The organism is Streptomyces sp. NPDC000983 (assembly GCF_040299205.1).
GTDB lineage: Bacteria > Actinomycetota > Actinomycetes > Streptomycetales > Streptomycetaceae > Streptomyces.
Genome location: NZ_JBEPBM010000009.1, coordinates 194,141 through 208,373 on the forward strand (window position 1 = coordinate 194,141; position 14,233 = coordinate 208,373).

9 protein-coding genes are annotated in these 14,233 nt (G+C 71.8%); 4 read left to right on the forward strand and 5 right to left on the reverse strand.

Annotated features, from left to right (window positions below; translation table 11 throughout):
• A complete protein-coding gene (locus ABT296_RS13260; protein ID WP_351926445.1) occupies nucleotides 1–3,699 on the reverse strand; it encodes a nitrate reductase subunit alpha in 3,699 nt (1,232 codons plus the stop codon).
• A gap of 535 nt (nucleotides 3,700–4,234) precedes the next feature.
• Between ABT296_RS13260 and ABT296_RS13265 the strand changes: the two genes are divergently transcribed.
• Nucleotides 4,235–5,506 (forward strand): MFS transporter, encoded by a 1,272-nt coding sequence (locus ABT296_RS13265; protein WP_351926447.1) that lies wholly within the window; start codon nucleotides 4,235–4,237, stop codon nucleotides 5,504–5,506.
• A gap of 156 nt (nucleotides 5,507–5,662) precedes the next feature.
• On the opposite strand, the gene ABT296_RS13270 is transcribed toward ABT296_RS13265, so the two are convergent.
• A complete protein-coding gene (locus ABT296_RS13270) occupies nucleotides 5,663–6,304 on the reverse strand; it encodes a uridine kinase family protein (RefSeq protein ID WP_351926449.1) in 642 nt (213 codons plus the stop codon).
• 283 nt (nucleotides 6,305–6,587) lie between these two features.
• A complete protein-coding gene (locus tag ABT296_RS13275; RefSeq protein ID WP_351926451.1) occupies nucleotides 6,588–8,318 on the reverse strand; it encodes an endo-1,4-beta-xylanase in 1,731 nt (576 codons plus the stop codon).
• A 647-nt stretch (nucleotides 8,319–8,965) separates the two neighbouring features.
• Between ABT296_RS13275 and panD the strand changes: the two genes are divergently transcribed.
• Nucleotides 8,966–9,385 carry an aspartate 1-decarboxylase gene (gene panD, locus ABT296_RS13280; RefSeq protein WP_351926453.1) on the forward strand — a complete coding sequence of 140 codons (420 nt, stop codon included), beginning with the start codon at nucleotides 8,966–8,968 and terminating at the stop codon, nucleotides 9,383–9,385.
• Between the two features lie 29 nt (nucleotides 9,386–9,414).
• Nucleotides 9,415–9,759: a GNAT family N-acetyltransferase gene (locus ABT296_RS13285; protein WP_351926455.1), complete on the forward strand. Its 345-nt coding sequence runs from the start codon at nucleotides 9,415–9,417 to the stop codon at nucleotides 9,757–9,759.
• A 411-nt stretch (nucleotides 9,760–10,170) separates the two neighbouring features.
• Here the strand turns inward: ABT296_RS13285 and gnd are convergent, their stop codons facing one another.
• Nucleotides 10,171–11,610 carry an NADP-dependent phosphogluconate dehydrogenase gene (gene gnd / locus ABT296_RS13290; RefSeq protein WP_351926457.1) on the reverse strand — a complete coding sequence of 480 codons (1,440 nt, stop codon included), beginning with the start codon at nucleotides 11,608–11,610 and terminating at the stop codon, nucleotides 10,171–10,173.
• Between the two features lie 280 nt (nucleotides 11,611–11,890).
• Between gnd and ABT296_RS13295 the strand changes: the two genes are divergently transcribed.
• Nucleotides 11,891–13,060 (forward strand): transglycosylase family protein, encoded by a 1,170-nt coding sequence (locus tag ABT296_RS13295; protein ID WP_351926459.1) that lies wholly within the window; start codon nucleotides 11,891–11,893, stop codon nucleotides 13,058–13,060.
• Here ABT296_RS13295 and ABT296_RS13300 read toward each other — a convergent pair.
• Nucleotides 13,050–14,123 (reverse strand): DMT family transporter, encoded by a 1,074-nt coding sequence (locus ABT296_RS13300; RefSeq protein ID WP_351926461.1) that lies wholly within the window; start codon nucleotides 14,121–14,123, stop codon nucleotides 13,050–13,052. The genes ABT296_RS13295 and ABT296_RS13300 overlap by 11 nt on opposite strands.
• Nucleotides 14,124–14,233: the final 110 nt, after the last annotated feature.

The following is a 14,233-nucleotide window of genomic DNA, read 5'->3' on the forward strand; positions in this document are numbered from 1 at the left end:
TCAGTACTCCACTCGCTGATCGCGGCGGCGGATGACGGTGACCTCGTCGCGCTGGTTGCCGGTGGGGCCGTAGTAGTTGAAGGCGTAGGTGAACTGGGCGTAGCCGCCCGCGAGATGGGTGGGCTTGAGCAGCAGCCGGGTCAGGGAGTTGTGGATGCCGCCGCGCCTCCCGCCGACCTCGGTCCTCGGCACGTTCACCGTGCGGTCCTGGGCGTGGTACATGTACACGGTGCCCTCGGGCATGCGGTGGGTGACCACGGCGCGGGCGGCGACGACGCCGTTGCGGTTGTACGCCTCGATCCACTCGTTGTCCTTCACGCCGATCCTCTCGGCGTCCGCCGAGGACATCCACACGGTGGGTCCCCCGCGGGACAGGTCGAGCATGTACTTGTTGTCCTGGTAGTTGGAGTGGATGGACCACTTCGAGTGCGGGGTGAGATAGCGGACGGTGACCTCCGCCCGTCCGTCCTCGCCCAGTCGCTCGTCGCCGTAGTGCCGGGGCGTGTTCAACGGCGGGCGGTACACGGGCAGTTGCTCGCCGAGCTCGGCGATCCAGTCGTGCTGGACGAAGAAGTGCTGGCGGCCGGTGAGGGTGTGCCAGGGCTTCTTGTGCTCGGTGTTGATGACGAAGGGCGAGTAGCGGCGCCCGCCGGACTCGCTGCCCGACCACTCGTAGGAGGTCATCACCGAGCGCGGCCGGCTGCGGGTGTCGGCGAACGTGATGCGCTCCGCCTCGCGTTCGGCGGCGAGTTCCACCAGGCCCTCGCTGCCGGTTTGCCGCTCCAGTGCGCGGAAACCCTCGGTGGCCAGGCGTCCGTTGGTGGTGCCGGACAGGGCGAGGATCGCCTCGCACATGTCGGAGGCGGTGGCCAGCGAGGGCCGTCCGGCGGCGATCCCGTCCCGGACGGTGCCGTTGCGGTGCCGCAGCTCCTCGATCTCAGGGCCCACCGTGACGGAGACCCCCTTGGTGGTGGTGCCCAGCTCGTCCAGGAGCGGGCCGACCGCGCGCATCTTCTGCGCGACGGCCGCGTAGTCCCGCTCGACGACGACCAGCTTCGGCATGGTCCGCCCCGGCACGGGCTCGCACTCGCCGGTCTTCCAGTCCCGTACCGTCCCGCCGGGCTGGGCGAGTTCGTCGGGGGTGTCGTGCAGCAACGGCACGGCCAGCACGTCGGTGCGGGTGCCCAGGTGCTCGGCCGCCAGCTCGCTGAACCGGTCGGCCATGGTCAGGAACGTGTCGTAGTCGGTGCGGGCCTGCCAGGGCGGGGCGATGGCCGGGGTGAACGCGTGCACGAAGGGATGCATGTCCGTGCTGGACAGGTCGTCCTTCTCGTACCAGGTCGCCGCCGGCAGGACGACGTCCGCGAGCAGCCCCGTGGAGGTCATCCGGAAGTCCATGCAGACCAGCAGGTCGAGCTTGCCCTCGGGCGCCTCCTCCCGCCACACCACGTCCTTCGGCCGGTGCCCGGGCGGGGTCTCCTCGGAGCGCACCGCCGCGTCCGTGCCCAGCAGATGGCGCAGGAAGTACTCGTTGCCCTTGCCCGAGGAGCCCAGCAGGTTCGCCCGCCACACGGTCAGCACGCGCGGGAAGTTGGCCGGGTCGTCGGGGTCCTCGACGGCGAACCGCAGCCGCCCCGACCGCAGTTCGTCGACGACGTGCTCGGCTACCTCCTTCCCCCGGGCCCGGGCCTCGTCCGTCAGGTCGAGCGGGTTGCGGTTGAAGCCGGGATGGCCCGGGGTCCAGCCCAGCCGGACGGCCTGCGCCAGACAGTCCGCGAAGCCCTTCCCCGCGAACCGCCCCTCCCCGAGCGGGGATGCCAACTCCTCGGGCCCGAACGCCTCGTAGCGCCACTGGTCCGAGTTGAGGTACCAGTACGAGGTGCCCGCCATGTGCCGGGTGGGCCGCTGCCAGTCGAAGGCGAACGACAGGTGCTGCTGCCCGGTGACCGGACGGACCTTCTCCTGGCCGACGTAGTGCGCCCAGCCGCCGCCGTTGACGCCCTGGCAGCCGGTCATGGTGGTCAGCGCGAGGAAGGCCCGGTAGATGGTGTCGGAGTGGAACCAGTGGTTGGTGCCGGCACCCAGTGCGATCATCGAACGGCCGTTGGTGCGCTCGGCGTTGCGGGCGAACTCCCGCGCGATGCGGGCCGCCTGCGCGGCCGGCACCGAGGTGATCGTCTCCTGCCAGGCCGGGGTGTACGGCTCGCTCGCGTCCTCGTACGACGACGGCCAGCTGCCCGGCAGTCCCGGACGCCGCACCCCGTACTGGGCGAGCAGCAGGTCGAAGACCGTGGTGACCCGGCGCCCGCCGATCCGCCGGACCGGAACACCGCGCACCATGACCGAGCCGCCCTCCGTGGCGCCCTCGTCGAAGCGGGGCAGGGCGACGGCGACCGTCTCCTCCGCCCGCTCCAGCAGGCTCAACTCAGGTACGGTGTCGCCGAGTTCGAGGTTCCAGCGGCCTCGCCCGGCTTCCCCCCACCGGAAGCCGAGCGAGCCGCCGGGGACCACCGGTTCACCGGTGACCCCGTCCAGGAGGACCGTCTTGGACTCGGCGTGCTCCTCGTCGTGGCCGAGATCGGCGGCGGTCAGGAACCCGTCGGGGACGAGACCGTGCCCGCTCTCGCGCAGCGTCACCAGGAACGGCGCGTCGGTGAACTTTCGCAAGTAGTCCCGGAAGTAGGGCACTTCGCGCTCGACGAGGAACTCGCGCAGGATCACCTGGCCCATCGCCATGGCCAGCGCCCCGTCGGTGCCCGGGTGCGGGGCCAGCCACTCGTCGGCGTGCTTGACGTTGTCCGCGTAGTCGGGGCTGACCGCGACGACCTTGGTGCCGTTGTAGCGCGTCTCGGTGAGGAAGTGCGCGTCCGGGGTGCGGGTGACGGGGATGTTGGAGCCCCACATGATCAGATAGCCGGCGTTCCACCAGTCGGCCGCCTCCGGCACATCCGTCTGGTCACCGAACACCTGCGGCGAGGCGATCGGCAGGTCGGCGTACCAGTCGTAGAACGACAGCAGCGTGCCGCCGATCAGCGAGTGGAACCGGGCACCGGCCGCGAACGACGCCATCGACATCGCCGGGATCGGCGAGAAGCCCGCGACACGGTCGGGACCGTAGGTCTTGACGGTGTGCACCTGGGCGGCGGCGATCAGCTCGCTCACCTCGTCCCAGTCCGCGCGCACCAGGCCGCCCTTGCCGCGGGCCCGCTTGTAGGCGCGCGCCTTCGCGGGATCACCGGTGATCTCCGCCCAGGCCGCCACCGGGTCGCCCAGCCGCGCACGGGCCTCGCGCCACAGCTTCAGCAGCGCGCCCCGCACATAGGGGTAGCGGACGCGGCTGGGGGAGTAGGTGTACCAGGAGAACGACGCCCCGCGGGGGCAGCCCCGCGGCTCGTACTCGGGACAGTCCGCGCCGATCGACGGATAGTCGGTGGCCTGGTGCTCCCAGGTGATCAGACCGTCCTTGACGTACACCATCCACGAGCAGGAACCGGTGCAGTTCACCCCGTGGGTGGAGCGCACCACCTTGTCGTGCGCCCAGCGGTCCCGGTAGAAGCCCTCCCACTTCGGGTCGCCCGTGCCGAACACGGCGCGGCCGTCGGCCGAGACCTCGCTGCGGGTCAGCAGCCTGCGGGCCGCCAGCGGCCAGCGTTCGGCGGCGTGCGGTCCCCGCTGCCGTGCGTTCCGATCGTTCTCCATGACCTGGAACGCTAAGTGGCCCGCCACATAACCCACTTGGGGCCGGCGGTCCCCGACGGCCGGCCTTCCGGCCCTGTACGGCCGGCCACGACAGGGACCAATGGCCCTGATGGTGGGGCCCGTTCGGCAGGGGAGCCGGATGTGCCGGGCGTCGCACGCCGGCGGTGATCGAACTCCGGCCGCCCGTCGCCGAGACCGGGTTCCGTGCCTGCCGGGCGGCCCGTCCCCCGTCCCCGGCCGCCGCGGGTGCGGCGCGTACGGCGCGTGGCGCCCGCTTCGGTCGCGCGTCCGGCCGCCCTGGGGATGCCCTCATGGAACGGCCGTGGGGGCGATGGGGGGACGTCCGGGCCCGAACCCGGGGCCCGTCCGCCCACCGGGAGGGACTGATGGCCCATGCCGCCGGCGGCCCCCGGTGCGGACAGTGGAAGAGGGGAGGCCGTCCGTCGGCGAGAGGCCGGTGGGACGGGTGCGGTCCCGATCGCGCGGCACCACCCTGCCGAGGAAGAGGAAAGGGACGGACGACATGGTCCAGCCGATGAAGTCGAAGAGTGGTGGCTCACCGTCGCACGGGGCGGCGGTGTCCGGCCGGGCCTGGCTGATGCTGGGACTGGCCACCGTCGGGTTCGCCGTGAACTTCTGGGCGTGGGCGCTGCTCAGCCCCCTCGGCCCCCGGTTCAAGGACGGCCTCGACCTCACCTCCTTCGAACAGTCGCTGCTGGTGGCGGTCCCCGTCGTGGTCGGCTCGCTGGGCCGGATCCCGGTTGGGGCGCTGACCGACCGGTTCGGTGGCCGGGTGATGTTCCCGATCGTGTCGGCGGCCACCATCGTGCCGGTGCTCTACCTCGGCCTGGCCGGCCACTCCTCCCTCACCGCCCTGCTGATCGGCGGGTTCTTCCTCGGCATCGGCGGCACCGCGTTCGCCGTCGGGGTGCCGTTCGTCAACGCCTGGTTCCCGCCCCGGCGGCGCGGACTCGCCATCGGCGTCTTCGGCGCGGGCATGGGCGGCACGGCCATCAGCGCCCTGACCACGGTGAAGCTGGTCGACGCGAACAGCATGTCCACCCCGTTCCTGATCACCGCCGCGGTCCTGGCCGTCTACGCCGCGGCCGCCGCGCTGCTGCTGCGCGACGCGCCCGGCCGTACGGTGCCGACCGAGCCGCTGGCCCGCCGCCTGGCCGCCACCGCCAGGCTCCCCATCACCTGGCAGGCGTCCGCGCTGTACGCGGTGGCGTTCGGCGGCTACGTCGCCTTCTCCGTCTACCTGCCCACCTACCTCAAGACCGGGTACGGCCTCACCCAGGCCGACGCCGCGAACCGCATGGCCGGCTTCGTCCTCCTCGCCGTGGCGATGCGCCCGATCGGCGGCTGGCTGTCCGACCGGCTCGGCCCGGTCCGGGTACTCGCCGGCTCGCTGGCCACGGTGGTCGCCGGAGCGGTCGTACAGACCTTCACCCCGGCCCTGGCACCGGTGGGCACCCTCGCCTTCCTGGCCATGGCCGCCGCCCTCGGCGCGGGCAGCGGGGCGACCTTCGCGCTGGTGGCCCTGCGCACCCCGGCCGACCGGGTCGGCTCGGTCACCGGCGTGGTCGGCGCCGCGGGCGGCCTGGGCGGCTTCCTGCCCCCACTGGTGATGGGCTCGCTGTACGGCGCGTACGGCACGTACGCGGCCGGCCTGGCCCTGCTCGCGATCGTGGCGACCGCCGCCCTGGCCTACACCCTCACGAGCGTCCGCGCCTCGGCGGAGGACGGCGACCACCGGCCGCGCGCCGGCCGCAGGCCCCGCACCACCGCCGACACCGCCGCGTAGGCGGGGCGGGGTGTGTCCGCCAGGCGGCGATGCATGGACGCGACGATCACGGTCCCTCGCACCGAGGAGCCGCGGGACCGCCCGGCGGGGCTTCGGCCGTGTCGCCGCAAGCGTGACAGCGCGGCGCCCCCGCCGGGGCCGGAAGCCCCGGGCACGTCACAGCGCGAGCGCGGGGACCCCGGGGGCACGGGGGACAGCGCGTGCCACCTGCCCCCGCGAGGGCGCCGCGTGCTGCGGCGCGAGGACCGGCCTGATCAGGGGCATGACGGCCGCCAGCATCTCCGCCTCGCTCGCGGTCCCGTCCACGACCAGATCGGCCGCCGCCCGGGAGGGCGCGACGTGGTCCGCGTGGCGGTCCCTGCCGGTCTGCAGATAGTTGCGCAGGGACAGTCGGGGGTCCTGCCGCTGCACCTCGATCTTCCGGAGGATCTTGCGGGCCAGCCGTATGTCGTCGGGGGTGTCCACGAACACCCGCCACGCCGCCCGCCGCACCACGGAGGGCAGCGACAGCGCGAACAGGCCCTCGACCACCACCAGCAGCACGCCGGGGCGCAGCAGCGCCGCGTCGATGGCGTCCGCCACCGCTGTCTCGTCGATCGACCCGGGATGGTTCCAGTCGAGGATGGGGTGCCCGTCGGCACTGACCGTCCACACGCCCCTCAGAGGGTCGTGCGCGGGCACGTAGTAGTCGTCCAGATGGACGAGGGCGACACTCTCGGGACACTGCAGCGACAGGGCTTCGGCAAGGGTGGACTTGCCGGATGCGGTGCCGCCTGCGACCGCCATAACACCCGTCATACCGGGCGCTCCTCATGTGCTCAAAGGGGATAAACGAAGCGGCCGGCCAAGCCGGGTGCACGGACTGTACGGCGGCCCGATCCTCCCTGGCAAGCAGGGGAAATCCGTCCCCGCGAGCACCGGTCCGGAGGGGACCGGCGAGCACCCCCGCAGTGATCATGATCCCGACCGGCAGGAGTCCGTCACTCCCGGACCGCACCAGCCCCACCCTCAGCCCCGCGAGCTGCGGAATGCGGAATCAGGATGAAACGATCCCGCTGGTTGTTCGCGGTGTTCGCCGCACCTATCCGGTACCTGAGCGGCGAGCGTCGTCCAGGACGTCACGCAGAGCCCAGTAGGCGGGTTTCGCCTCGTACGTATCGTCCCAGGGAAGAGCGTTTCCCGGACTCGGGGGATAGTGGCGCAGGTCAGCGGTGGAGCCGTACTTGTCGGTGAACCCCCAGGTCGAGAACGAGGTGCAGTTGGGCTCTTCGCCGCAGACTGCGAGTTTCCCCGCCAACTGGCGGGCCTGGATGTCCTCTTCGTCCTCGTCGACGAGGACGTCCGCCTCCGAGACCCGGGCCTTCAGGCCGAGCTCGGCCAGAGCCCGGACCTTGCGTCGGAAGACCTCGGGGTCGGTACGGTCGCCGACGGCGTATTCGTGGTCCTGGAAACCGACGCCATCGATCGGAACGCCCCGCTCCTTCAACCGGACCAGCAGCGCGTGGAGGGCATCCCAGCGTGGACCGTCCTCCTCCACCCCGTACTCGTTGAGGTAGAGCACCGCGTGCGGGTCGGCCTCGCGGGCAGCGTGGAAGGCGATGTCGATGTACTGCTCACCCATCGCTTCGGACCACAACTGTGGCCGCACGCCCCGGTTGCCGTTGGAGTAGTCCTCGTCCTCGTCGGACATGGGCTCGTTCACCACGTCCCATTCCGCCACCTTCCCCCGGAAGTGGCCCGCCACCGCGCGTATGTGCTCCACCATGACGCGCCTGCGTTGCTCGTCCGTCATCTCTGCGCGCATCCACGCGGGCAGGGCCTCGAACCAGACGAGGGTGTGGGCGTGCACCTTCATCCTGTTGGCCTCGGCGAAATCCACCAAGGTGTCGCCTTCCGCGAACGCGAACACGCCGCGTCGAGGCTGGACGAACTGCGGCTTGAAGTCGTTCTCCGGCGTAAGCATGGAGAACTCCTCACCCGCCGTCCGGCGGTAGGCGCTGTCAGTCAGCAAGGGGCCCGCGGCCAGGGCTGTTCCCATCCGGATCGGACGTGGGAGAACCGCCGCCAGATCACGCATCGCATCGCTGGACCGGGGCACTCGCAGCCCAGGCGCGTCCACGACGGACATCCGGCCCCGTCCCAGTGACCGCGCATGGAGATCGCTGAGGGTCCAGCCCCTCCCGCGGACTCCCGCATCCGCGCCGAACCAGATGCGGCCACTGCCGAAGACGTCCCGCGCGGGAACGGTTCCCACGACCCTGCCGTCGGCCTCCAGCACGAGCCTGTTCGCGCGGACTTCGACGGCGAGGCGGACTCCGAGCCCCAGGCCGCTCCCGAAGGTCCGGGTCATCGCCGGCCTGTCGGAGTCCCCGTCCCAGCGGTCGATCCGGAGCCTCCCGCCGACCACGCCGATGCGCACCCCGCGCCGCTCGTAGCGCCATTCGTCGTAGATGACCGGCGTCTCACCGTACAGATGCAGGTAGGCATCCGTGTCATCCGTGCGCCGCAGGCCGGCTTCGATCCGGACATCCCCGCGGAACACCAGGTGGGGACCGCGCAGGTTCACCGGTGGGTTCGGCTGTCCGCCGGTACCGTCCTGGCGTGTGATGCGCCGGTCCAGGGGTGTGATCCGGACCCCTGTGGGCGTGGGCTTCCCGCCGGCGAAGTGGGCCCAGTCCCTGCCGTCCAGGAGGTCCTCCACAGGTCCCCCCGCGGGCGCGGAGGTGCCGGCACGGTCCCCCGAGACACCGGCGACCAAGGCACACGCAACCGCGATGACAGCGCTCTTTCGAAACCGCATGAACTGCAGCACTCCGTATTCTCAGCCCGTCTTCCGACGGCATCGCCGCCCTCGGCCGCACCGTCGCCGGGCACCGTCCTCCCCGGCCGCGGCAAGAACGGCGCCCGACCGGTCGCGCCGCCCCGCTGTGACTGATCGCCATTGTTCCAGGCGAGAGCGAGGGACCGTCGGCCGAGGACCGTTCGGGAACGACGGCCGGAGAGCGGTCGGGAACGCGCCGGGACCGGAGGCGGGCGAACCCGTGCTCGACGGGGCGCGTTCGCGGCTGATCAGCCGGTTCGCTTCCTTCCCGGCATCGGTGAGTCGGTGGTTCCGGGTGGCCTCGCGGCCGGTGACGATCACGGGGGCGTCGTCGTGCTGGTCGCCCGGGCCGACGAAACCGAGGTCGGCCAGGGCGCCCTACCAGTGCTGACAGCATCGGCCCCCGTACCTTTGACGGCTCATCGGGCAAGTCGGCATCCGGTCGGCACGAGTCGCCGGGCCTGCCTGGAGGATTGCCTGAAACAAGCGCCGGTGCGGAGCGAAAGCCCAGGCGTGAAGCCGTCTCGCCCGAGCGGAGCGATGTTCCTCACAATTCTCGACCGCGTGTCCCGGTGTAAGGTCGATACCGCCCTTGACCTGCACAAAGCAGGCAGGGAGCCGTCCTCCAGGAGTTCAACATGCTGCGCACCATGTTCAAGTCCAAGATCCACCGAGCCACCGTCACCCAGGCCGACCTGCACTACGTGGGATCGGTGACCATCGACGCCGATCTGCTCGACGCCGCCGACCTGCTGCCCGGCGAACTGGTGCACATCGTCGACATCACCAACGGCGCCCGGCTGGAGACCTACGTCATCGAGGGCGAACGCGGCTCCGGAGTGATCGGGATCAACGGCGCGGCCGCCCATCTCGTCCACCCCGGCGATCTTGTGATCATCATCAGCTACGCTCAGGTGACCGACGCCGAGGCGCGGGCCCTGCGGCCGAGCGTGGTGCACGTGGACCGCGACAACCGCATCGTCGCCCTCGGCGCCGACCCGTCCGAGCCGGTGCCGGGTTCGGACCAGGAACGCAGCCCGCAGGCCGTGCCGGCCTGAACCGGGTGAGACCGACCAGGAGCGTGCCAGTGAGCGACACCGAGATCCGCGACGACCGGGCGGGCGGCCGCCTGGAGGCCCTTCAGAGCGACGAAGTCGTCGGCCACATCGAGTACTTCGTCCTCGAGAGCCCCGCGCGCGCCCTGGTCCCCGTGCACACCATCGTGGAGCCCGCCCACGAGGGCAAGGGCATCGCGGGCTCCCTCGCCAGGGAGCTCTACGCCACCGCCGAGCGCGAGGGCATCGTCGTCGCCCCCTTGTGCCCGTACGTCGTGAAGTGGGCCGAGCGCCACCCGGAGGAGGCCCCCGCGGCCGACCCCGAGCTGCTGCGCGCGGCGAAGGAGTGGCTGGTCGCGCACCCCGGCCGGTTCTGACCCCACGGGCCGGAGCCGGCCCGGCGCGCCGGCGGACGCCGACCGCCGGGGTCCAGCCGGGTGACGGGGAGCCCGAGACGGGGTACGCGGGGCAGTAGTCCAGAGAGCCGCCGATCGTCCCAGGCTGGAGGACACGATGACCAACCCGTACCCCGACCCGGTCCACCCGGACCCGACCCCGGGGCCCACCCCCACCCCGGAACCACCGCCGGCCCCGACCCCCACGCCCCCTCCGCCGAGCCCGACGCCCCCGGGGCCGCAGCCGGTCCCGGAGCCGGGGCCGTCCCCGATCCCGCCGGGCCCCGAACCGGTACCCACCCCGGAACCGGGCCCGCCGCTCAGCTGACGGCCGGAGACGACGAAAAGGGGGGGGCGGGGCCGAGCCAGGCCCCGCACCCCCTTCGTGCTCGCCTACGCCTCGACCTCGGAGCGGTCCCCGCCCCACAGCGTGTGGAACGAACCCTCGCGGTCAACGCGCCGGTAGGTGTGCGCGCCGAAGAAGTCCCGCTGCCCCTGCGTGAGCGCCGCCGGCAGCCGCTCCGAGCGCAGCCCGTCGTAGTAGGCGAGGGCCGCGGAGAAGCCGGGCGTCGGCACGCCCTGACGGGTCGCCGCGATGATCACCTCACGCCAGTCGTCCTGCGCCTCGGCGATCTCCGTCGCGAACGTCCCGTCGGAGAGCAGGCTCGGCAGGTCCGCGCGGGCGTCGTACGCGGCCCGGATGCGGTCCAGGAACGCGGCCCGGATGATGCAGCCGCCCCGCCAGATGGACGACACCGCGCCGAGGTCGATGTCCCAGTCGTACTCGTCGCTGCCCGCGGCGATCTCGTGGAAGCCCTGCGTGTACGACACGATCTTCGACGCGTACAGCGCCTGCTCCACCCGGTCGGCGAACGCGGCGGCCTCGGACTCGCTCAGCGCGGTGGCCTTCGGGCCCGCGAGGTCGCGGGAGGCGTCCCGCAGCGCCGCGTGCCCGGACAGCGAGCGCGCGAAGACCGCCTCCGCGATGCCCGACACCGGCACGCCGAGGTCCAGCGCGATCTGCACGGTCCAGCGGCCCGTGCCCTTCTGCTCGGCCTGGTCCACGACCACGTCCACGAACGGCCTGCCGGTCGCGGCGTCCACGTGCGCCAGCACCTCGGCGGTGATCTCGATCAGGTAGGAGTCGAGCCGCCCGGTGTTCCAGGTCCGGAAGATCTCCGCGATCTGCGCGGGGGAGTAGCCCGCGACGTCGCGCAGCAGCTGGTACGCCTCACCGATCAGCTGCATGTCGGCGTACTCGATGCCGTTGTGCACCATCTTCACGAAGTGCCCGGCGCCGTCCGGCCCGACGTGCGTCACACAGGGCGCCCCGTCCGCGGCCTTCGCCGAGATCTTCTCCAGCATCGGGCCGAGCGAGTCGTAGGACTCCACCGGTCCGCCCGGCATGATGCTCGGGCCGAGCAGCGCGCCCTCCTCGCCGCCGGAGACGCCCATGCCGACGAAGTGGATGCCCTGCTCACGCAGTTCGCGCTCCCGGCGCCGGGTGTCCGCGAAGTGCGCGTTGCCCCCGTCGATGATCATGTCGCCGGGCTCCAGCAGCGGGGCGAACTCCTGGATCACCGCGTCGGTCGGCTCGCCGGCCTTCACCATGACCACCAGCCGGCGGGGCCGCTCCAGGGCCGCCACGAAGTCCTTGGCGGTCTCGGCCGCGATGAACTCGCCCTCGTCACCGAACTCCTCGACCAGCGCGTTGGTCCGCGCCGACGTCCGGTTGTGCACCGCGACCGTGTAGCCGTTGCGGGCGAAGTTGCGGGCGAGATTGCGGCCCATGACCGCCAGACCCGTCACGCCGATCTGGGCTGAAGTGCTCATTCGGTTGGCTCCTAAGAAATCCGGTATACGTGGTGCCGGTCGTGCCCGCCAGTCTGCCGCAGTGACCATCTTGACGTGCCGGTACGCCGACCGCACTTCCGGGCAGTGCGCTGTCTCACAGGCAGATACGCACGGAAAGGGTGCGCCGCCTCAGTCGAATTCCAACGGAAGTGCGCCCCCTGTCCCTTGAGCCACAGCACGGCCGATTGCCTTCTTGTCATGGCCTGTTACGAGCGCATACTTTTGGCCCCACTTGACGCATGTCGATGGGGGCACCGATATGGCCGTTCGCGGCAGACACCGCCGGTATCAGCCGAACAGGATCAACCGAGCCTCGCTGACCGTCACGGCGGGCAGCGCCGGGATGGCGATCCCGCTCATCGGCACCGGCACCGCGCAGGCGGCCGACGTGGAGACCTGGGACAAGGTCGCCGCGTGCGAGTCGACCAACGACTGGAACATCAACACCGGCAACGGCTACTACGGCGGACTCCAGTTCGCCCAGTCCACCTGGGAGCAGTACGGCGGCACCCGGTACGCCCCGCGGGCCGATCTGGCCACCAAGGACGAGCAGATCGCGGTGGCGGAGAAGGTCCTCGACGGACAGGGACCCGGCGCCTGGCCGGTCTGCTCGGTACGGGCCGGCCTCACCCGGGGCGGCGACGCGCCGACACCGAAGACCACCGTCGCCGACGTCCGGCCGCAGACCACACCCCAGTCCCGGGCCGGCCGCGCCGAGATGTACACGGTGGTCCGCGGCGACACCCTCTCCACCATCGCCGACGAGCAGGACGTGCGCGGCGGCTGGCAGCGGCTGTACGAAGCCAACCGGAGCACCGTCGGAGCCGACCCGGACCTCATCCTGCCCGGCCAGCGGCTCGCGTTGAAGGGCGGCTCCACCAAGGCCGAGCCGGAGCGCGCCGCTTCGGGCCAGGCCACCAAGCCCAAGCAGGCCACCAAGCCCAAGCAGGCCACCAAGCCCAAGCAGGCCGAGAAGGCCGAGAAGGCCGAGAAGAAGGAGACCCCGCGGCAAGCGGCCTCCACGAAGACCATGGTCTCCCCGGTGAGCGCCCCCACCGGCACGCCGTACCACAAGGCGGGCAGCCTGTGGTCGAAGGGCTACCACACCGGCGTCGACTTCGCCGTGCCCACCGGCACCTCCGTGAAGGCCGTGGCCGACGGACGGGTGGTCAGCGCGGGCTGGGAGGGGTCCTTCGGCTACCAGGTGGTGATCCGGCACACCGACGGCCGCTACAGCCAGTACGCCCACCTGTCGGCGATCTCGGTGCGCACCGGCCAGCAGGTCGGCGCGGGCCGGACGGTCGGCCGCTCGGGCTCCACCGGCAACAGCACGGGCCCGCATCTGCACTTCGAAGTGCGGACGGGGCCCGGTTTCGGGTCGGACATCGACCCGGTCGCCTACCTCAGGGCGGGCGGCGTCAGGATTTGACGCGCATACGGTGCCGGTCCAGGACCGGCAGCGGGACGTACGGGCCGCCGTAGAACGGTCCGTAGGGGTGGGGCGGCGCGACCGGGGCCGGGGCGTCGCCCTTCGCCGTGGACCGGGCGGGGGCCGGGATCACCGCGTTGGGCAGCGGCTCGGGGAGCACGATCAGCAGGTCCTCGGCGCTCACCGCGGGGGCGGGTCGTTCCGGCCGCGGAACCGGAACAGGGTGTGTCTCGGTGCGTTGGATACGCTCCGTCGTGAGCAGGATCAGACCGCCCGCTGCGACCACACCGCAGCCCAGCGCGAGCACCGTGCCGGTGGTGCCGTAGCGGAAGGTCTCGCCGAACATCGTGATGCCGACCGCGGCCGCCACCACGGGGTTCACGACCGTCAGCACGGCCAGCGGGGCCGCGAGTCCGGCACCCCGGTAGGCGGCCTGCGACAGCAGCAGACCGGCGGTGGCGAAGACGCCGATGACGGCCAGCGACGGCAGGTCGCCCGCCGTCACCCCGCCGTTCCAGTCGACGGCGACGAGCTTGGTGAAGACCGAGGACATACCGAAGGCGATGCCGGACGCGGTCGCCAGCAGCACGCTGCGCACGACCGGGTGCCGGTGGGCCGCCCGGCCCGCGATCGTCAGGGTCGCCACGGCGCCCACGGTGACCGCGGCCACCGCGGTGCGCTGCGCGGTGTCCAGGGACTGCGCCTCGGAGGCGCCGACCAGGGAGAGGAGACCGGCCAGACCGACGGTCGCCATGATGGCGCCCCGCCAGGCGGTGGCTCCGGCCTTGCGGCCGACGAAGAGCGCCGCCATCGGCAGCGCGAACACGATGGTGAGCGCGCCGAGCGGCTGAACCAGGCTCAGTGGACCCAGGGCGAGGGCCACCACGTGCAGCAGGCCGCCCAGGCCGTTGAGCGCCACCGCGGCCCACCAGGTGGGCCGGCGCAGCGACGCGTACTGCGTCCCGGGTGTGGAGACCGCGACGTGCTCCTGCACGATCGCCCCGCCCGCGTACGCCACGGCGGAGACGAGCGACAGCAGCACGGACAACGCGAGGGCGCTCATGAGCTGCTCCTCTGCGTGAGGCGAGGACTCTTCGTCCCGCGCGGCGAACGGTCGGCTTCCATAGCCAACACGATGCCCTCAAAAGTTCTTCCCGTCGTCGTACCTGAGCA